Genomic DNA, 19773 nt, shown 5'->3' on the forward strand with positions numbered 1-19773 from the left:
TCGGGCTCCTGTAGATAGACCATTCGGTCTACTGACGATATAGACCGATCGATCTACTCGTCAAGTAGACTGGGCGTCGTGACCACACGCGTATTGCCAGGACCACGGGAACGCCTGCTCGAGGCGGCCAAGGAGCTGACCTACGCGCAGGGCGTGGGGGTGGGCGTCGACGCGCTGCTGAAGGCCGCGAACGTCGCCCGCCGGTCGCTGTACGAGCACTTCGGCGGCAAGGACGGACTGATCACCGAGGTCCTGCGCCTGAGTGCCGCCGAGGACGAGGCCGCCTACGAGCGGACCATGAGGGCGGCGGGCGACGACCCGCGACGTCGCATCTTGGCGGTCTTCGACTGGCTCGGCGAGGTCATCGAGGAGCCCGACTTCCGTGGTTGCCGGTACCTCGCCGCGGAACTCGCGCTGGCCGACCCGGACCATCCGGGACACGAGGTCACCCGCCGGTACAACGCGCGCATCCGCGCCCTGCTCGAGAGTGAGCTGCGCGACCTCGACCACCCGCGGCCGGCGCACGCCGCCGACCAACTCCTCGTGCTCATCAACGGCGCGCTGGCCGTCGGGGCCACCCGGCCCGGCACCCTCCCGGCCGCGGCGGCGCGCGAGCTCGCCGAGCACCTCCTCGACGAGGGTCGCGGCTAGGGGAAGTCCGACGGATCGTCGGCGGTCGACATCGAGGGTGCGGGTCAGACCGTCGCTCGACGTCTGTAGCGGCCGGAGGCGCGTTGGCAGCCGCACGTGCGCACACCTGTCTTCGGGGCGAACCGGCCCTGCCGACATCGATGGGTGGCGCGGCGGTGGAGTGGCGGTGCGGGCGGCGGGTATGGGCGTCTCGCGCGTGGTGCTCCCGCTTCGGCGCTCACCAGCATGATCGGCGTCGTCGTCGCGGTTTCCTCGTCGGCGGCCGCCGAGGCCATCACCACGCGCCGCCAGCGGGCTGAAGCGCGCTGTCGGACAACCGACCCGGGAAGAGAGGCACTGATGATGTCCATTCCCCACGACACCGAAGGAGCCATCATGGACGACAAGCAGATCGAGGAGCGACTGCACGCGGTGGAGACCGCGCAGGCGGCGGGCGCGGCCACCTTGGCCGGCGCTCAGGCCACCCAAGTCGCGGCGCAGGCCGGCTCGAGCGCCACCATGGCCGCGATGCAGGCCGGCACCATGGCGACGATGGTCGCGGGCGGTGTCGGTTTCGTGGCGGGCATCTTCATCGGACTGGCCATACGGTCGGCACGCTAGTCCTCACCGGTGGCATGAAGAACGCTCCGAGGGGAATCACCCCCTTTCCATGACCGGCGAGGGAAGAGGTGTGTCATGCGGATATCGCAGTGTGTCGTGGCGGGTGCGGGTGCGCTCGTGCTGCTGGTGGCCCCGGTGACGGCGCAGGCTCAGGAGCAGGTGTCCGAACAGGATCAGGCGTTCCTGGTCGCGGCGCACCAGAGCAACCTGGCCGAGATCGCCAGCGGGCAGGCGGCGGTGGACCAGGCGTCCACTGAGGTGGTGCGCGCTCAGGGACAGCTGCTGATCACCGACCACACGGCACTGGACGCGGACCTGCAGCAGGTCGCGAGCCAGTACGGGGTCGAGCTGCCGGGTGAACCGACGCCTGAGCAGCAGGCGCAGCTCGCCGAGGTGGCGGCGATGGAAGGCCCCGAGTTCGATCAGGCGTGGACGACCCTTCAGATCGCGGCGCACGAAGCCGCGCTCGCCCTGGGGGAGACCGAGATCGCCAGCGGGACCAACCCGGACGTGATCGCGTTGGCCGAGGCCGCCGCTCCGGTGATCCAGCGGCATCTCACGATGCTGCAGACCGGTGAGGCGCCTGCGCCGCACGGCGTCCACGCGGGTACCGGTGGCCCGGCCTCGCACGACGGCGACCGGGAAATGCGCGCCGGCCTGCTGGCCGGCCTCGGAGTGCTGGCGCTGATCGCCAGTGGCGTGGCGTGGCGGCGCCGGGCGTGAGAACGCACCGGTGGGGCGCGGCGGCCGGCGTGACACTGCTGCTGGCCGCCGCCTATTCCGCCGCCGCACCGGCGGACTCGTCGACCGGCCCCGCGCGGTCCGTTCCGGACGATGTGGAGCCCGTCGTCACCGACGCCGGCACGCTGACAGCAGACGCCGGCGTGGCGCCCGAGATGACCGCCACGCCGGCGCCGTCCGCGGCTGTGACCGCGCCGGCACCGGTGCTGATGACCCTGCTGGGCCAGGACGTGGCACTGGAACCGGCCGGGCTGGCCGCCGACGGCAGCATGAGCCTGCCGCCCTCGCCCGATGCGGGTGGTTGGTGGGCGGCCGGCGCCGCACCGGGCGATGGGCGCGGAACCGTGGTCGTGGCCGGGCATGTGGACACCGCCGAGGACGGGCCCGGAATCTTCGCCGAGCTGGCGACGATGTCGGCCGGCGACCGGATCACGATCACCACGTCCGACGAGCGCGTCCATGCCTACACCGTCACCGAGCTGCACTCGTACGCCAAGGAACAGCTGCCGCCGGAGCTGTTCAGCCGGAACGGACCCCGCCGGCTCGTGCTGATCACCTGCACCGGCCCGTTCGACGACCGCACCGCCAGCTACACCCGGAACCTCGCCGTGGTGGCGGCGCCCACGCGCTGAGCTCCATCAGCCGGTGCGGTTGCCGGCTGGGACACGGAGGCGAGCAGCCCCGGCGAACAGGGCGATGGCGACGACGAGCTCGGCGACGTCACCGCCGTAGTACATGAGTTGCGCGGCCTGACGGACCTGGTCCGGGTCGAGTCCCGCGCCGGGCGGCGATGTGTCCGCGCGGGCGTACAGCAGCTTGGCCAGGTAGGCGTGTGCGCCGGCGACCCCCACGAGGACGGCGACGCGCAGGCGCATGCGCGGGCGGGCGGGCGCCGGGCCCGGGCCCGCGATGGACCAGACGAAGACACTGCCGGTGATCAGGACGTGGATGTGGACGGCGTGGGCCAGCACGGCGTCACGCGCGCTCAGGCCGTACAACGGGGTGAAGTACAGGGCATACATGCCGGCGACGGTCATGAGGCCGGCGCTGACCGGGTGGGTCAGTACCCGCACCGGCCGCAGGCGCAGCACCGAGGTCGCCGTGCGGGCGGCCGTCGCCGGCAGAGCAGCCAGCACCAGCGTCATCGGGGCGGCGAGCACCAGGGCCACCGGGGCGTACATGCCGAGCAGCAGGTGCTGGAGCACGTGACCGCGCAGGTCTCCTGCGGCCAGCGCGTGGACGGGAGGTGAGACACCCAGTGCGATCAGCACCGCACCGCCGGCGAAGGCGGCCGTCCTGGCCCGCGGCCAGCCGCGGAGCGTGCGCCGGGTGAACCGGCCGACGGCGAGCAGGTAGCTCACGACCAGGACGAAGACGAGGAGGACGGCGGGCAACCAGCCGGCCAGTGCGGCGTCCGGCTCGTGCTGGGCGTGGCCGAGGACGCCGATCACCTCGGCCGCGGCTCCTCGGGACGGGCTGGGGCCTCGCGCCGGCGCTGACGCCACGCCAGGGCGGCGCCCGCGGCCACCAGGACCGCACCGGCGAGGTTCCACACCACGTCGTACGGCAGCAGGTCGACCCCGTATCGCACCTGGTGCACCCGCAGGACCTTGTGGTCGACGACCCCGTCCCACAGCTGGAAGACGCCGGCACCCAGCAGCACCCCCGCCCAGGCGGCGCCGCTGGCGACATCGTGCCGCCGGTGGAGGCCGGCCAGCAGCGTGAACCCGGCCACGAGCAGCACGAGTTCGGCGGCATGGAGCACTCCGTCGGAGAAGAGGGCCACGTCGCTCGACGACCGGTCATAGAAGTGATGCCAGCCGAGCAGTTGATGGAACACGATCTCGTCCACCGCCGCCATCAGCGCCGCTCCGATCATGGCGCCGACGACCAGCGAGGGGCGCACCCGCGGCGTGCTGCGGTTCGCACTCCGGTCTGCGCCGCGGTCATCACCGGGCATGCGACGCCTCCGCTCCGTCAGCGACGCAGCCCGAACCTCGGGGCCCGGACGGATCGGCGCCGGCGCCTTCGGACTCCGGCGGCGACGGCGGCACCACCACAGGCGGCCAGCGCGAGGACGGCCGCCGACGACACCCGCCGGGCGCCGCGCGGCAGCCGGTCCAGGCCGTCCTTGATCCGGTCGGAGACCGCCAGCGGGAGCGCCGCCAGGGCGTTGCCGGGCGGTCGACGCGGCACGCGCGGGTGCGGCCGGGTCGGCGCCGTCGCGCGGGCGGCCTCCCAGGCGTCGCCGATGGTCCGGAGCTCTTCGTCGTCCACCACGCTCTGCAGGCGAGGGAGCATGACGTCCTCCTCCTCGCGGGCGTCGCTGTCGATCAGGGTGAAGACGCGCCGGACCCGGTCGTCGTAGCCGGCCGCCGCGGGGTCGGCGTCCTGCAGCTCCTCGAGCAGGTCGTTGATCTGCTGGTGCTCACCCTCCACGTGTGCTGTGAGCTCGTCACCGTGGCCGGGCAGGTGCTGTCGATAGGCGGGGAAGAGGACCGTCTCCTCCGCGAAGGCGTGGCGGAGCGCGCGCTGCGCCAGGTCAGCCACGATGCGGCCCCGCGCCTCGTCGTCGGGCGCCGCTTCGTACTGCTGCATCAGCCGGTGGAGCACGGCGTGGTCGTCGCTCTGGCGTGCCACGATGCTGGCCGGTCCGCCGCGTTCCTCCAGCGTCTGGTGGGGCACGGGCGTCAAGTCGGGTTGGCTCATGGCGCCGCACTACCCAGCGTGGACAGCGGCACGCAGCCGTGGCGCATCGAACGATGACGGCCGGCCTGCCGCATCGGGTCCGATTCGGGTGAGTGACGGCGCCGTCAGTGGGTATCGGGCGCGCCAGCCGCCTGCCCATGCGGGTCCAGCGTCGTGACCACTCCCTGGGGGTTCCACATGGCACATCCGGTACGCGGACGCGGCCCGGCACCGGCGCCGGGTCACGTCGCCGCAGTCCTCATCGGCACGCTGGTCGTGCTGGGTGGTTGCTCGGCCGAGCAACGCGACGAGTGGTCGCGCCTGGCGCTTCCCGAGCCCGCGACGAAGGAGGCGCCGCTGATCGGTGACCTGTGGGTGGGCGCGTGGATCGCGGCGTTCGGCGTCGGCTTCCTGGTCTGGGGTCTGATCATCTGGGCCGCCGTCGCCTACCGCCGGCGGGGCGACGAGCTGCCGAAGCAGACGCGGTTCAACATCCCGATCGAGTTCCTCTACACGCTCGCGCCGTTCTTCGTGATCGTGCCCCTCTTCTTCCACACCGCCGAGCGGCAGGACCAGATCACCGACATCCGCACGGAGCCCGACCTGACGGTCGACGTCGTCGGCCAGCAGTGGTCGTGGACGTTCAACTACGTGGACGAGGACGTGCACGAGATCGGAACCGTCAACGACCGGCCCACCCTGTACCTGCCCGTCGGCGAGATGGTGCGGTTCAACCTGGGGTCGCCGGACGTCATCCACTCGTTCTGGATTCCGGCGTTCTACATGAAGCAGGACGTCTTCCCCGGCCAGCCGAACGCGTACCAGGTCACGCCCGATCGCGAAGGCAGCTACGTCGGCCGCTGCGCGGAGTTCTGCGGCGTCTTCCACCAGTCGATGCGGTTCGACGTCGAGGTGGTGTCGCAGGAGGAGTTCGACGAGCAGATGGACGCTCTGCGAGAGGCCGGGCAGACCGGCCTGATCGACCCGCCGATCCGAGGTGCCTACGACGACGAGCCGCTGAATCCCGACGACCCGGGAGGCGACCGATGACCACGTTCCTCGAGCGCACGGCAGCCGCGCGCACCGGTGTGACGCGGCCGAAGCGGAAGGGCAATGTCGTCACCCGCTGGGCGACCTCGACCGATCACAAGATCATCGGCTACATGTACCTGATCGCGTCGTTCGGGTTCTTCCTGTTCGGCGGCGTGCTGGCGCTGTTCATCCGGGCCGAGCTGTTCTCGCCCGGCCGTCAGGTCGTCAGCGACGAGATGTACAACCAGCTGTTCACCATGCACGGCACGATCATGCTGCTGCTGTTCGCGACGCCGCTGTTCATCGGCTTCGGCAACATCATCGTGCCGCTGCAGATCGGCGCTCCCGACGTCGCGTTCCCGCGGCTGAACATGTTCAGCTTCTACCTGTTCCTGTTCGGCGGGCTCATCGTCTGCGCGGGGTTCCTGACGAAGGACGGTGCCGCGGACTTCGGCTGGACCGCCTACGCGCCGCTGCACGACACGGTCTACAGCCCGACGGCGGGCGGGGATCTGTGGGTCGCGGGGCTGGCGATGAGCGGTTTCGGCACCATCTTCGGCGCCGTCAACTTCATCACGACGATCGTGTGCATGCGCGCGCCGGGAATGACGATGTTCCGGATGCCGATCTTCACCTGGAACATCTTCGCGACGAGCATTCTGGTATTGATCGCGTTCCCGCTGCTGGCGGCGGCGCTGTTCGCCCTGTTCGCCGACCGCAACCTGAACACGCACATCTTCGACCCCACCGCCGGCGGGGCCATTCTCTGGCAGCACCTGTTCTGGTTCTTCGGCCATCCCGAGGTCTACATCATCGCGTTGCCGTTCTTCGGCATCATCACCGAGGTCATCCCGGTCTTCAGCCGCAAGCCGATCTTCGGTTACAAGGGCCTGGTGTTCGCGACCCTCGCGATCGTCGCGCTGTCGGTGGCGGTGTGGGCGCACCACATGTTCCCCACCGGCGCGGTCAGTCTGTCGTTCTTCTCGGCGATGACCATGCTCATCGCCATCCCGACCGGGCTGAAGTTCTTCGCCTGGATCGGCACCATGTGGCGCGGCTCCGTCACGTTCGAGACACCGATGCTCTTCGCCCTCGGCTTCCTCGTGACGTTCCTGTTCGGCGGCCTCACGGGCATCATCCTCGCCTCACCGCCGCTGGACTTCCACGTCCACGACAGCTACTTCGTGGTGGCGCACTTCCACTACGTGGTGTTCGGCACGGTCGTGTTCGCGATGTTCGCCGGGTTCTACTTCTGGTGGCCCAAGTTCACCGGCCGCATGCTCGACGAGCGCCTCGGCAAGGTGCACTTCTGGCTGCTGTTCATCGGCTTCCACGGCACGTTCATGGTCCACCACTGGCTGGGCGTCGAGGGCTTTCCCCGTCGCTACTCCGACTACGAGCCCGATGACGGGTTCACGTTCCTGAACCAGTTCTCGTCGGTGTTCGCCTTCGTGCTGGCCGCGTCGACGCTGCCGTTCCTGTGGAACGTGTGGCAGACCCGGCTCGCGCCGAAGGTGCAGGTCGACGACCCGTGGGGCTTCGCCAACTCGCTGGAGTGGGCCACGTCCTGCCCGCCGCCGCGGCACAACTTCACCTCGCTGCCGCGGGTGCGCAGCGAGCGGCCGGCCTTCGACCTCAAGTACCCGGAGGTCGCGGCCATGGCCGAGGACAAGCCGGCTGATGCCGGACCGCTGACCGAAGTCCTCGGCCCGCCCGACGTCGAGACGAAATGACGGGGCGCTTCCGGGGTACTGGACGGTCCGCGCCGCCGTGATGTCGGCGCCGGGGAGGGGGCTGCCGTGGAGAGACATCACGTCCTGTGTGGCATACGTCGCTGGCTGATGCGGCCGGCCGTCGAGTCACAGCTGATCGTGCTGCTCCTGGCCTGCATCGTGGTGCTGGTCAGTGGAGCCGTATGGATCGGGTAGTCGACGCGCCGCGCACGCGGCCATCCCGGTCGAGCGGCTGCGGCCGCACGTCGGCCAGCGCGACCGGCGGCGATGCGCGAGTTGTCGCCGGCCGATGACGCCCTCGCAAGGAGGGCCGGTCGTCATGTCACCGGCCGTGTCAGGCAGGCGACAGGTGGCTGTCAGGCGGGGCGTCGACAGTGGTCACACGACCACCCACGACACCCCAGGAGACACCGTCATGGCCACCTTCGCCACCCCCGCCCCCGTCGCCGCGACCGTGGAGGTCGCCGGAGCCCGGGTCCGGGTCACCGCCAGCGACCGCACCGACACCGTGGTGCTGGTCGAGCCCGTCGACCCGGCGAGCCGGTCGCACCGCAAGGTGGCCGACCGGACCAAGGTCGAGTTCGCCGACGGCGCGCTGCTGGTCAAGACCACCGTCGCCGGGGAGAAGAACGGCTCGGTCACCATCACGATCGACCTGCCCACCGGCTCCGCGCTGGCCGCGTACCTGGCGTACTCGGCCGTGCACGCCGACGGCGCGTTCGGCGTGAGCGAGCTGCACCTGGCCTCGGGCCGGGTCCAGCTGGACCGCGTCGACGCGCTGCGGGCCAGCATCGCCTCCGGCGAGGTCGCGGTCGGGCACATCGCCGGGCCCGCCACCGTCGACGGCGCCGCGTTCGAGCTGCGGATCGGTGAGGTCGAGGGTGCCGTCGGGCTCACGAACTCGGGCGGGCGGGTCTGGATCGGCCACGCCGCGGCCCGTCTCGAGCTCGGCAGCGCCGGCTGCGACTTCCACATCGACCGCGCCGACGGCGACGTCGTCGCCACCACCGCCAGCGGTGCGATCCGGATCGGGCGGATGACCAACGGCCGGGCCAGGGTCACGAACGCCTCGGGCGACATCGAGGTCGGCATCAGCGAGGGCAGCGTCGCCTCCGTCGACGTCGCCAGCGAGCGGGGCGCGGTGCACGACTTCGTCACGCCGGCGCCGGAGCCGGGCCCGTCGGAGCTCAAGGTCGCGGTCTTCGCCCGCACGCGGCACGGCGACGTGATCGTCCAGCGCGCGGCGGCCTGACCCGTCAGGACGCGAGCGTGACCTCGACCAGCTGAGCCCAGCTCGTCCGCATTCCCTCCTGCGTCACCTCGGCGAACCGCGCGTCGCCGAGGTGACGCCGCACGTCATGCTCGATCCTGGCCAGGTCGTGGTGGGACCGGTTCGGCATCCCACGCGCCCCGACGCTGGCGGCGAGCAGCCGGGCCGCCTGCTCGTGCTCGCCGCGGCGGGCAGCGAGGTCGGCCACCCCGACCAGGACCTGGGCGATCACGGGCGGCGGGACGCCCGCCTCGGAGGCCGCCTGCCAGGCGGCGACGCGGTGGGTGCGGGCCTCGCGGAGGTCGTCGGCCAGGTAGCCGAGCGCGTCGTGGATCTGGGCGCGGTTGTAGGACCGGTCCGCGGCATCGCCCAGGAGGGTCGTCGCGAGGCCGAGCTGACGGCGGGCCTCGGCGGCGTCGCCACGCAGGCGGGCCAGCTCGGCCTTGGCCAGCGCGAGGTCGGCCAGGGCCGACGGCCAGGTGACCCCCTGGGCACTGCGCTCGGCCTCGGCGATGGCGGCCGCGCTGGCGTCGTGGTGGCCGTCGAGCCAGTAGAGCACGGCCTGCTGGGTCCGCAGCTCGATGACGTCCTCGACGGCGCCGACCTCGGTGACGACGGCGATCGCCTGTTCGTAGTACTCGCAGGCTCCGGCGAGGTCGCCGCGCATGGCGCGCAGGCCCGCCAGCTCGGACAGCGCCACCGAGATGCCGAACCGCTCGCCGAGCGCCCGGAACTCCGCGAGCGCCTGCTCCAGCTCGGCCTCGACCTCGGGCCCGCCCTGGCCGAGCATCGTGCGCAGCTTGCCGATCTGCCACCGGGCGAGGGCACGGACCCACGGGTCGACGCTGTCGAGCAGCGTCTCGAACGCCGGCACCGCGTCGTCCGGCGAGTGCAGCAGCCGCTCGAGCGGGACCGCGAACCCCAGCAGCGGGTTGCTGCTCCCGCTCTGCCGGCTGAACCGGTACGCCTTGCGGATCCACTCCGCGCCGGCGTGCTCGTCGCTGCGTCCGGAGGTCACGAAGAGCACGACCATCCCGTACGTCAGCGCGCGGACGTCGTCGGTCGCGTCGCCGGGAACGCTCGCGGCGGCGACGAGGTGCTCGAGGCCCTCGGACCGGCGTCCGCCGAGCCACCAGTACCAGCCGGTGGCGGCCGCGAGCCGCATGGCCGCCTGGGCGTCGCCGGCCGCGACCGCCCCGCGCAGCGCGGCGCTGAGGTTGTCGTGATCGGCCCGCAGGGTGGCGAGCCAGGGCAGTTGCTCGGCGCGGCGCAGGTGCGGCTCGGCCGTCTCGGCGAGCTCGGTGAAGTAGGCGAGATGCGCCTGGCGCGCGAGGGCCGTCTCGCCCGCTTCGGCGAGCCGGTCGGCGGCGTACTCCTTGATCGTCCCGAGCATGCGGTAACGCGGGGCGCCGTCGCCGCCGGCGACCAGCAGCGACTTCTCGGCCAGCGCGGTGAGCAACTCGAGCACGTCGTCCGGCTCGACGGAGGCGCCGGCGCAGACGTGCTCGGCCGCCTCGAGGCTCGCCCCGCCCGAGAACACCGAGAGCCGGCACAACACCGTCCGTTCGGCCTCGCTGAGCAGCTCCCAGCTCCAGTCGACCATCGCGCGCAGCGTGCGGTGCCGCGGCAGCGCCGTGCGGCTGCCGCCGGTCAGCAGGCGGAACCGGTGGTCGAGCCTGGTGGCGAGCTGGTCGACGGTCATGGTGCGCAGCCGGGCCGCGGCCAGTTCGATCGCCAGCGGCATCCCGTCGAGCGCCCGGCAGATGCGCACCATGGTCGACAACGTGTGCGTGTCGGCGCCGAGGTCCTGGCGCACCGCGCCGGCGCGGTCGCGCAGCAGCCGGACGGCCGGCGCCGACTCGATATCGGCGGGGGCGGCGTCCTCGGCCGGGACGGCGAGCGGCTCGACCGGCCAGAGCGCCTCGCCGGTGATGCCGAGCGGCTCGCGGCTCGTCGCGAGGATCCGCAGCCGCCGGCACTCGCCGAGCGCCCGATGCGCGAACGCCGCCGCCGACTCGATGACGTGCTCGCAGTTGTCCAGGATCAGCAGCGTCTCGCGGTCGCGGACCGCGGCGACGAACCGGTCCGCCGGCTCCAGGTTCGACGCCTCGCCGAGCAGCGCGTCGCGCAGGCCGAGCCCGGCGAGCGCCGCGCTCGCGACGTCGTCGCCGGCGCCGATGGCGGCGAGCTCGACCAGCCAGACGCCGTCGGGCACGTCGCCGAGCAGCGTGCGCGCGGTCTCGGTGGCCAGCCGGGTCTTGCCGGAGCCGCCCGGCCCGATCAGGGTGGTGAGCCGGTGCGCGCCGATCAGCTCGCGGACGGCGTCGACGTCGGCCTCCTTGCCGACGAAACTGGTCAGCTCGGCCGGCAGGTTGGTCGCCCGGGTCTCGTCGCGCCGCCCCACCTCGCCCCGCAGCACCGCGGTGTGCAGCGCGGACAGCTCCGGCGACGGGTCGACGCCCAGCGCGTCGGCCAGTGCCTCGCGGGTGCGCTCGTACACGAGCAACGCCTCGGTGTCGCGGCCGGCGGACACGAGGGCCCGCATCAGCGCCGCGACGAGCCGTTCGCGCAGCGGGTGCACCGCCACCAGGTCGGTCAGCTCTTCGACCAGCTCGGCGCCGTGGCCGAGGCCGGTCTCGGCGTCGAACCGGTCTTCCATGGCGGCCAGACGCAGCCGCTCGAGCCGGGCGACCGCGGCGTCGAACGCCTCGTTGTCGTGCAGCCCGACGTCCTGCATGGCCGCGCCGCGCCACAGGCCGAGCGCCTCGCGCAGCAGCCGCACTCGTCGTGGGTCGTCGTCGCGGGCCTGGTCGACGAGCCGCTCGAACCGCACCGCGTCGACGGCGTCGGGCGCCACCGTCAGCCGATAGCCGCCCGCCTGCCCCTCGACCCAGCCGTCCGGCAGCACCTTTCGCAGCCGGGAGACCAGCTGCTGCAGTGCGTTCGCGGTGTCGGCGGGCGGCTGCCCACCCCAGATCCAGTCGACCAGCCGCGCCTGCGGGACGGTGCGACCCGGCTCGAGCGCCAGCGCGATCAGCAGGGCCCGCAGCCGGGCGCCCGGCACGTCGGCCACGACGCCGTCGTCCGTGCGCACCTCGAACGGGCCGAGCATCGCGATCTGCACGCCCCGATTCTCCCACGGCGGCTCACCAAGGCCGTCTTATCGCCGCTACATGATCATCAGCCTTTCGTGCCGCTCTGGAGCCTGTTGCGGAATCGCGCCTCGCACGATGTCCACCGGAAGTCCTCCGCCGCGTGTCACGTGGCGATGGTTCGGGCTGCGGTGAGGTCGCGCCGGCCCGTCAATGTTGATCATGGAGAAGAGCAGGTTCCGGCTGCCCGAGAACCTGCACTTCTCCATGATCAACACCTGCTGTCGGGCTGCTCGGGAGCCTGTTGCGGAATCGCGCATGGCCGGAGGTCCACCGGAAGTCCTCCCGCGACGCACATGGCTGATGATCTTGGGATGCGGTGCCGCGCCCTCAGCTCGGAGCGGTGACCGGAACTCCGTTGTCGTTCGCCGCGTCGGCCAGACGCTCGTCGTAGGTGACGATCGTGTCCAGGTCGTGACCGAGCTCGAGTGCGGCGGCGAGATGAAGGGCGTCGAGAGTGCGCACGAGCTCGGGGCCGAGGCGGCCGGCCTCCTCGACGGTGGCGGTGGAGAGCTGGACCAGCGTGATCGAGTCCAAGACGGCCCGCGCCTGGACGACTCGATCCGGCGCCGCACGTCGAACGGCACGCAGGAGCTCGGTGCGGGTGAGGTCACTGGACACCGGTGTGCGGTCCTCCTCTTGGAGCCACGCGTGCAACGCCTCCGTCCCGTCCTCGGCGACGACGAGCTTCACCAGTGCAGAGGTGTCGAGGTCGTGCGCCACGTCAGAGTCGCTCGTCTCGCATGGCCGCGAGCTCATCGGACAGGGACGGCCCTTCGGTGGGAGCCCCTTCGGGTGGCGCCTCCCGGCCGCGAGTGCTTAGCGTGTGCTCGTCGACACCGGGAGGCGCCACCCATGTTGATCGAGCACGACGGCATCCGGCCGGTCGTCCACCCGACCGCGTATGTCGCGCCGACGGCGGTCCTGTCCGGCGACGTCCGGGTCGGGCCGGGCTGCCGCGTCCTGTTCGGCGCGGTCCTGACGGCTGACGGGGGAGCGGTGCGGGTCGGGGCGAACGGCGTCGTCATGGAGAACGCGGTCCTGCGGGGCCGGTCCGGGCACCCGCTCACGCTGGGCGAGAACGTGCTGGTGGGGCCGCACGCGCACCTCAACGGCGCCACCGTCGACGACGACGTGTTCCTCGCGACCGGGGTGTCGGTCTTCCCGGGCGCCCGGGTCGAGAGCGGCGCCGAGGTGCGCATCAACGCCGTCGTGCACGTGAACACGCGGGTGCCGGCGGGTGCGACGGTGCCCATCGGCTGGATCGCGGTCGGCGACCCGGCGGAGCTGTTCCCGGCGGGCGCCCACGACGAGTACTGGCCGAAGCTGAAGGCGCTCGACTTTCCGGGCACGGTGTTCGACGTCGCGCGCGAGGAGCTCACCATGGGCCGGGTGGCCGCCATCTACGGCGAGGTCTTCGGCCGGCACACCGACGACGTGGTCCTCGAGTGACCGCCGCTATACTCTGGCGGGCGTTCCGTTTCCTTGATTGCTCTTCCAACAATTTGAAGGGGCGGCAGCATGGTCCGGAAGGTACTCGTCGCCAACCGTGGTGAGATCGCGATCCGCGCGTTCCGCGCCGCGTACGAGCTCGGCATCCGCACCGTGGCGGTGTTCCCCTACGAGGACCGCAACTCGCTGCACCGGCTGAAGGCCGACGAGGCCTACGAGATCGGCGAGCCCGGACACCCGGTGCGGGCCTACCTGTCCGTCGACGAGATCGTCCGCGCGGCGACGGAGTCCGGCGCCGATGCGGTCTACCCCGGTTACGGGTTCCTCTCCGAGAACGCCGGCCTCGCGGAGGCGTGCGCCCAGGCGGGCATCACGTTCATCGGGCCGCCGGCCGGCATCCTCCGGCTGACGGGGAACAAGGCCACCGCCGTCGCGGCGGCCAGGGAGGCCGGCGTGCCGGTGCTGCGCTCGTCGGCGCCGTCGCCGGACCGCGACGAGCTGCTCGCCGCGGCCGGCGAGATCGGGTTCCCGCTGTTCGTCAAGGCGGTCGCCGGCGGCGGAGGCCGGGGCATGCGCCAGGTGGGCGACGCCGAGCAGCTGCCCGAGGCGCTCGACACCGCGGCGCGCGAAGCCGAGGCGGCCTTCGGCGACCGCACGCTCTTCCTCGAGCAGGCGGTCGTGAGCCCTCGCCACATCGAGGTGCAGATCCTGGCCGACGGGCAGGGCGACGTCATCCACTTGTTCGAGCGCGACTGCTCGGTGCAGCGCCGGCACCAGAAGGTGGTCGAGCTGGCGCCGGCGCCGAACCTGGACCCGCGCATCAGGGACCGGATCTGCGCCGACGCCGTCAGCTTCGCCCGGCACATCGGCTACCGCAACGCCGGCACCGTCGAGTTCCTGCTCGACCCCGAGGGCCGGCACGTCTTCATCGAGATGAACCCGCGCATCCAGGTCGAGCACACGGTGACCGAGGAGGTCACCGATGTCGACCTCGTGCAGTCGCAGTTCCGCATCGCCGCGGGCGAGCGGCTGGCCGACCTCGGGCTGTCGCAGGACACCGTCGCCGTGCGGGGCGCGGCGCTGCAGTGCCGCATCACCACGGAGGACCCGTCCGACGAGTTCCGGCCCGACACCGGCACCATCAGCGCCTACCGCTCGCCGGGCGGCTCCGGGATCCGGCTCGACGGCGGCACGACCCACGCAGGCAGCGAGGTCAGCCCGCACTTCGACTCCATGCTGGTGAAGCTGACCTGCCGCGGCCGCGACTTCGACGCCGCCGTGGCGCGCGCCCGCCGCGCGCTGGCCGAGTTCCGCATCCGCGGCGTCCGGACCAACATCCCGTTCCTGCAGGCCGTGCTCGACGATCCCGACTTCCGCGCCGGCGGGGTGACGACGTCGTTCATCGACGAGCACCCGCACCTGCTCGCCGGCCGGGCGTCGGCCGACCGCGGCACGCGGCTGCTCAGCTACCTCGCCGACGTCACCGTGAACCGGCCGCACGGCGAGCCGCCCAAGGCGCCCGACCCGGCCGAGAAGCTGCCGACCGTCCCCAGCGGGCCGCCGCCGGCCGGCTCGAAGCAGCGGCTCGACGAGCTCGGACCCGAGGGGTTCGCCGCCTGGCTGCGCGGGTCGTCGTCGCTGCACGTCACCGACACCACTTTCCGCGACGCGCACCAGTCGCTGCTGGCCACCCGGGTGCGCACCAAGGATCTGGTGGCGGCGGCGCCCGTGGTGGCGCACACGCTGCCGCAGCTGCTCTCGCTGGAGTGCTGGGGCGGCGCCACCTACGACGTCGCGCTGCGGTTCCTGGCCGAGGACCCGTGGGAGCGGCTGGCCGCGCTGCGCAAGGCCGTCCCCAACGTCTGCCTGCAGATGCTGCTGCGCGGGCGCAACACCGTCGGCTACACGCCGTACCCGGTCGAGGTGACGACGGCGTTCGTGCAGGAGGCCGCCGCCACCGGCGTCGACATCTTCCGCATCTTCGACGCGCTCAACAACGTCGAGCCGATGCGCCCGGCCATCGACGCCGTCCGCGAGACCGGGACGGCGGTCGCCGAGGTCGCGATGTGCTACACGGCCGACCTGTCCGACCCCGGCGAGACGCTCTACACGCTCGACTACTACCTGCGGCTGGCCGAGCGGATCGTCGCCGCGGGCGCGCACGTGCTGGCGATCAAGGACATGGCCGGGCTGCTGCGCCCGCCGGCCGCCGCCCGGCTGGTGGCCGCCCTGCGCAGCGAGTTCGACCTGCCGGTGCACCTGCACACCCACGACACCGCCGGCGGGCAGCTGGCCACGTACCTCGCCGCCGCCGAGGCCGGGGTCGATGCCGTCGACGGCGCCGTCGCGTCCATGGCCGGCACGACGTCGCAGCCCTCGCTGTCGGCGATCGTCGCCGCGGCGGCGGCCTCGGACCACCCGACGCAGCTGGACCTGCGCGCCGTCGGCGACCTCGAGCCGTACTGGCAGGGCGTGCGCGGGCTGTACGCCCCGTTCGAGGCCGGCCTGAGCGCGCCGACGGGCCGGGTCTACCACCACGAGATCCCCGGCGGTCAGCTGTCGAACCTGCGCACCCAGGCGGTCGCCCTCGGGCTGGGGAACCGGTTCGAGGAGATCGAGGACCTGTACGCCGCCGCCGACCGCATGCTGGGCCGCCTGGTCAAGGTGACGCCGTCGTCGAAGGTGGTCGGCGACCTCGCGCTGCACCTGGTCGGCGCCGGGGTGGCGCCCGAGGACTTCGCCGCGTCGCCCGACGCGTACGACATCCCCGACTCCGTCGTCCGGTTCCTGCACGGCGAGCTCGGCGACCCGCCCGGCGGCTGGCCCGAGCCGTTCCGCACCAAGGCGCTGGCCGGTCGCCCGTACACCCCGGCCGGCGCCGACCTGTCCGACGACGACCACGCGGGCCTGGCGAGCGACCGGCGCGCCACCCTGAACCGGCTGCTGTTCCCCGGGCCGGCGCGCGAGCACCAGGCGCACCGCGAGGCCTACGGCGACACCAGCGTGCTGTCGACCCGCGAGTTCTTCTACGGCCTGCGGTCCAACCAGGAGTACACCGTCGACCTTGAGCCCGGCGTCCGGCTGCTCATCGAGCTGCAGGCCATCGGCGAGGCCGACGAGCGCGGCGTGCGCACCGTCATGGCCACCCTCAACGGCCAGCTCCGCCCGCTGCAGATCCGCGACCGGTCGATCGCCTCGGACCACACCCCGGCCGAGAAGGCCGACCCGGGCAACCCCCGGCACGTCGCTGCGCCCTTCGCCGGTGTCGTCACGCTCACGGTCGCCGAGGGCGACACGGTCGAGCCGGGTGGCACCGTCGCCACCATCGAGGCGATGAAGATGGAGGCGGGCATCACCGCCTCGCGGGGCGGCACCGTGCGGCGGCTCGCCGTCGGCCCGGTCCAGCGCGTCGACGGCGGCGACCTGCTGGTCGAGCTCGCCTGACGCGCGCACACTCACACTTCGCCGCCGTCGTTCGTCAGTGCTGTGACGAACGACGACAGGAGGAGACATGAGGATCGCGGTAGCCGGGGGAACCGGCCGCCTGGGCCGGCACGTGGTGGACGTCCTGACGGGTCAGGGTCACGAAGCGGTGCCGCTGTCACGGGCGACGGGGGTCGACGTGGTCACCGGCGAGGGACTGGCCGAGGCGCTGACCGGCGCGGAGTGCCTGATCGACGCCGCCACGGGGCCGTCGCCGGTCAAGGAGGAGGCGGCGGCGTTCTTCACCGCCTCCGCGGCGAACCTGCAGCGGGCGGGCAAGGAGGCCGGGGTCCGCCGGGCGGTGGTGGTGTCGATCATCGGGGTGGACAAGCTCACCACCAGCTACGGCGCCGCCAAGCTCGAGCAGGAGCGGGCCTGGCTCGACGGCCCGCTGCCGGTGCGCATCCTGCGCGCGGACCTCTTCCACGAGTTCGTCGCGCCGGTCATGGAGTGGGGCCGGCAGGGCGATGTCGTCTATGTGCAGTCCAGCCGGCGCCGGCCGGTCGCCGCCCGGGCGGTGGCCGAGACCCTCGCCGCCTACGCGACCGCCGTCGACGCGCCGGACCTGCTGGAGGTGGCCGGGCCGCGGGTCGAGGACGCGGCCGACCTCGCCGCCACACTGGCGGCGCGGACCGGCGACCCGGCCCGCGTCGAGGCCGTCAGCGCCGCCGCCGACGACCCCGACGGCCTGCTCTACGAGGCCGGCCGGATCCTGCCCGGCCCGGACGCAGTCATCGCCGGTCCCGCGTTCGCCGACTGGCTGGAGACGGCGGACGCTCGCCGGTAGCGACCCTGCCCTACGTGCCGAGGTCGTCGGAGCGGCCGGCCCGCAGGCGCGACCAGTGCGACGCGGGCCGTCCGTCGACCTGCAGGAGGCTCCCGTCGATCGGCCAGGACTGCGGCCAGCCGTCCGGCGAGTCCTCGTGCTGCTCCTGGCGCCCGTACGCCGTCAGGTCCATGAGCGAGTAGCTGTTGTCCATCACCTCGACGCCGCGGCGGGTCGTCCAGTAGGTCTCGAACACGCGGTCGCCGTCGCGCAGGTAGCAGACGAGGTGCATCATGCCGACGTGCCGGCCGACCAGCAGGGTGTCGAGCGTGGCGCCCTCGGCCGCGTACCACGGCATCGGCCAGTCCATGAAGTCGTGGTAGCGGCGGCTCTCGGCGTACGGGCCCTGCGCCACGACGGCGAAGGTGATGTCGCGCGAGTGCAGGTAGGACAGCTCGAGGACGTGGCCGGCGCACCAGGTGCAGCCCTCGCACTGCTCGGCAGCGGGATGCCCGGGATGCCACATGAAGTAGTAGAGGATGAGCTGCTTGCGCCCCTCGAACGCGTCGAGCAGAGTGGTCGCCCCGTCGGGCCCGGTCAGCTCGAGACCGGGGTCGACCTCGACCATGGGGAGCCGGCGCCGGGCGGCGGCGATCGCGTCGCCCGCGCGGGTGTGCTCCTTCTCGCGCACCCTCAGGCGGTCGATCTCGGCCTCGAACGTGTCGCGGTCGGCGACGGCGGGGAGAGCGGTGTACGGGGTGTCGTTCATGACGTGCTCCTTTCAGCGATGGGGTCAGTGACGAGGAGTGCGGGTGAAGCCGGCGGCGGCGATGACGGCGCCGGCGACGGTGAGGACGGCGATGCAGGCGAACGCGGTGCGGAAGCCATCGAGACCGGAGCCGGCGACGAGCACCGTCGACACGGCGGCGACACCGGCGGCGCCGCCCACCTCGCGCATGGTCTCGACGAGGCCGGAGGCCAGCCCCGCCTCGGACCGCGACACTCCGGACAGGGCGCCGATCTGCAGGGCCGGGCCGCACAGCCCGAACCCGAACCCGGCCAGCAGGAAGGCAGGCAGCACGTCCGTGGCGTAGTCGGCGGGGGCGGGCACCCGGGTCAGCCACAGCGACCCGACGGCGAGCAGCGCGAGACCCGCGACCAGCAGCCAGCGGACGCCGGCCACCGCGACCAGCCGGGCGCCGGCCGTGGCGGCGCCGACGATGGTGACGGTCGTCGCCAGCCAGGCGAGGCCGGTCTCGATCGGCGAGTAGCCCAGCGCCTGCTGCATGAGCAACGAGCCGATGAAGATGAACGCGAGGAGCGCGCCGAACGCGAGGAACCCGGTGACGTTGGCGACGACGAGGTTGCGGTTGCGCACCGTCGCCGGCGGCACCAGCGGGAAGGCGGAGCGGGCCTCGATCCGGACGAACGCGACCAGCAGCGCGGCGGCCGCCGCGAACAGCGCGAGGGTCGGCGCGGCGACCCAGCCGTGGCCGGCGCCGTGGTGCAGGGCGTAGACGAACAGCAGCAGGCCGCCGGTCACCGTCGTCGCGCCGGGGAGATCCAGCGGCGTGCGCCGGTCGAGGCTGCGGTCGCGGGTGAGGAACAGCACGGCGAGCACGATGATCGCCACGCCCGCTGGGACGTTGACGAGGAACGCCCAGCGCCAGCCCGGTCCCGCGGTCAGCAAGCCGCTGGCGACGACCCCCACCGACCCCGCGACCCCTCCCACGGCGCCGAAGAGGCCGAGCGCACGGTCGCGCGGCCGTCCCTCGGCGAACGTGACGGCGATCAGCGACAGCCCGGCGGGGGTGATGAGCGCCGCTCCGAAGCCCTGCAGACCACGTGCCGCGATCAGCAGGCCGGGGTGCTGCGCGGCACCGGCCACCAGGGATGCGACCGTGAAGACGGCGAGGCCGGTGATGAAGATGCGCCGTCGTCCGCGCTGGTCGGACAGGCGCCCGCCGACCAGCAGGAACCCGCCCAGCAGCAGGCCGTAGGCGACGACGACCCACTGCAGGACGCTCTGGCCGGCACCGAGGTCGGCCTGGATCGACGGCAACGCCACGTTCACGATGGCGACGTCGATGCCGACCATCAGCTCGGCGGCGCACGCCAGCGCCAGGACGAGCCCGGGGCGGGTGGTCGTGGTGGCCTCGGTACGGGTGGGCAGTGTCTCGAGGTACGACATCGGTCAGTCCTTCG

Annotated in this window: 17 protein-coding genes; 10 read left to right on the forward strand and 7 right to left on the reverse strand. The window is 72.6% G+C overall.

The features are described from left to right. Positions 1-78 precede the first annotated feature (78 nt). The 4 genes from E1212_RS12990 (at position 79) to E1212_RS13005 (ending at position 2624) form a co-directional block, all read left to right on the forward strand. The gene (locus E1212_RS12990; RefSeq protein ID WP_131983047.1) at positions 79-651 is read left to right on the forward strand and encodes a TetR/AcrR family transcriptional regulator; all 573 of its coding nucleotides are present in this window, start codon (positions 79-81) and stop codon (positions 649-651) included. A 225-nt stretch (positions 652-876) separates the two neighbouring features. Further along, the gene (locus E1212_RS12995; protein WP_131983049.1) at positions 877-1251 is read left to right on the forward strand and encodes a hypothetical protein; all 375 of its coding nucleotides are present in this window, start codon (positions 877-879) and stop codon (positions 1249-1251) included. Positions 1252-1368: 117 nt separating this feature from the next. Then, positions 1369-1974 (forward strand): DUF4142 domain-containing protein, encoded by a 606-nt coding sequence (locus E1212_RS13000; protein ID WP_162605449.1) that lies wholly within the window; start codon positions 1369-1371, stop codon positions 1972-1974. After that, positions 1971-2624, forward strand: coding sequence for a class F sortase (locus E1212_RS13005; RefSeq protein ID WP_131983053.1), 654 nt, complete (start codon positions 1971-1973; stop codon positions 2622-2624). The genes E1212_RS13000 and E1212_RS13005 overlap by 4 nt, the downstream gene beginning before the upstream one ends. Positions 2625-2630: 6 nt before the next feature. Here the strand turns inward: E1212_RS13005 and E1212_RS13010 are convergent, their stop codons facing one another. Genes E1212_RS13010 through E1212_RS13020 form a run of 3 tightly spaced genes read right to left on the reverse strand, consistent with a single transcriptional unit; the run spans position 2631 to position 4701 of the window. Then, a complete protein-coding gene (locus E1212_RS13010; protein ID WP_203416811.1) occupies positions 2631-3443 on the reverse strand; it encodes a cytochrome c oxidase assembly protein in 813 nt (270 codons plus the stop codon). Continuing rightward, the gene (locus E1212_RS13015; protein ID WP_131983055.1) at positions 3440-3952 is read right to left on the reverse strand and encodes a DUF2243 domain-containing protein; all 513 of its coding nucleotides are present in this window, start codon (positions 3950-3952) and stop codon (positions 3440-3442) included. Before E1212_RS13015 ends, E1212_RS13010 begins: the two co-directional genes overlap by 4 nt. 17 nt (positions 3953-3969) lie before the next feature. Further along, a complete protein-coding gene (locus tag E1212_RS13020) occupies positions 3970-4701 on the reverse strand; it encodes a hemerythrin domain-containing protein (protein WP_203416812.1) in 732 nt (243 codons plus the stop codon). A 177-nt stretch (positions 4702-4878) separates the two neighbouring features. Here E1212_RS13020 and ctaC point away from each other — a divergent pair, with 177 nt between their 5' ends. The 3 genes from ctaC to E1212_RS13035 all read left to right on the forward strand — a co-directional run bounded on the left by ctaC (position 4879) and on the right by E1212_RS13035 (position 8697). Beyond that, complete coding sequence (ctaC, locus tag E1212_RS13025; protein WP_131983057.1) at positions 4879-5730, forward strand: aa3-type cytochrome oxidase subunit II; 852 nt, start codon at positions 4879-4881, stop codon at positions 5728-5730. Continuing rightward, entirely contained in the window at positions 5727-7445 is a 1719-nt protein-coding gene (ctaD, locus tag E1212_RS13030) for an aa3-type cytochrome oxidase subunit I (protein ID WP_131983059.1), read from the forward strand. Before ctaC ends, ctaD begins: the two co-directional genes overlap by 4 nt. Positions 7446-7860: 415 nt before the next feature. Further along, the gene (locus E1212_RS13035; protein ID WP_131983061.1) at positions 7861-8697 is read left to right on the forward strand and encodes a DUF4097 family beta strand repeat-containing protein; all 837 of its coding nucleotides are present in this window, start codon (positions 7861-7863) and stop codon (positions 8695-8697) included. A 4-nt stretch (positions 8698-8701) separates the two neighbouring features. On the opposite strand, the gene E1212_RS13040 is transcribed toward E1212_RS13035, so the two are convergent. Then, a complete protein-coding gene (locus E1212_RS13040; protein WP_131983063.1) occupies positions 8702-11839 on the reverse strand; it encodes an AfsR/SARP family transcriptional regulator in 3138 nt (1045 codons plus the stop codon). Positions 11840-12197: 358 nt separating this feature from the next. Further along, a complete protein-coding gene (locus E1212_RS13045; RefSeq protein WP_131983065.1) occupies positions 12198-12590 on the reverse strand; it encodes a type II toxin-antitoxin system VapC family toxin in 393 nt (130 codons plus the stop codon). A 132-nt stretch (positions 12591-12722) separates the two neighbouring features. Between E1212_RS13045 and E1212_RS13050 the strand changes: the two genes are divergently transcribed. The 3 genes from E1212_RS13050 to E1212_RS13060 all read left to right on the forward strand — a co-directional run bounded on the left by E1212_RS13050 (position 12723) and on the right by E1212_RS13060 (position 17589). After that, on the forward strand, positions 12723-13319 hold the full coding sequence (locus tag E1212_RS13050; protein WP_131983067.1) for a gamma carbonic anhydrase family protein: 597 nt from the start codon (positions 12723-12725) through the stop codon (positions 13317-13319). A 69-nt stretch (positions 13320-13388) separates the two neighbouring features. Continuing rightward, positions 13389-16763: a pyruvate carboxylase gene (locus E1212_RS13055; RefSeq protein WP_131983069.1), complete on the forward strand. Its 3375-nt coding sequence runs from the start codon at positions 13389-13391 to the stop codon at positions 16761-16763. A 67-nt stretch (positions 16764-16830) separates the two neighbouring features. Then, entirely contained in the window at positions 16831-17589 is a 759-nt protein-coding gene (locus E1212_RS13060; RefSeq protein ID WP_131983071.1) for an SDR family oxidoreductase, read from the forward strand. Positions 17590-17599: 10 nt separating this feature from the next. On the opposite strand, the gene E1212_RS13065 is transcribed toward E1212_RS13060, so the two are convergent. Then, the gene (locus E1212_RS13065; protein WP_131983073.1) at positions 17600-18337 is read right to left on the reverse strand and encodes a DUF899 family protein; all 738 of its coding nucleotides are present in this window, start codon (positions 18335-18337) and stop codon (positions 17600-17602) included. 24 nt (positions 18338-18361) lie between these two features. Then, positions 18362-19759, reverse strand: coding sequence for an MFS transporter (locus E1212_RS13070; RefSeq protein ID WP_131983074.1), 1398 nt, complete (start codon positions 19757-19759; stop codon positions 18362-18364). Between the last annotated feature and the right edge of the window lie 14 nt (positions 19760-19773).

Origin of the sequence: Jiangella ureilytica, assembly GCF_004348545.1 — a bacterium.
Lineage (GTDB): Bacteria > Actinomycetota > Actinomycetes > Jiangellales > Jiangellaceae > Jiangella > Jiangella ureilytica.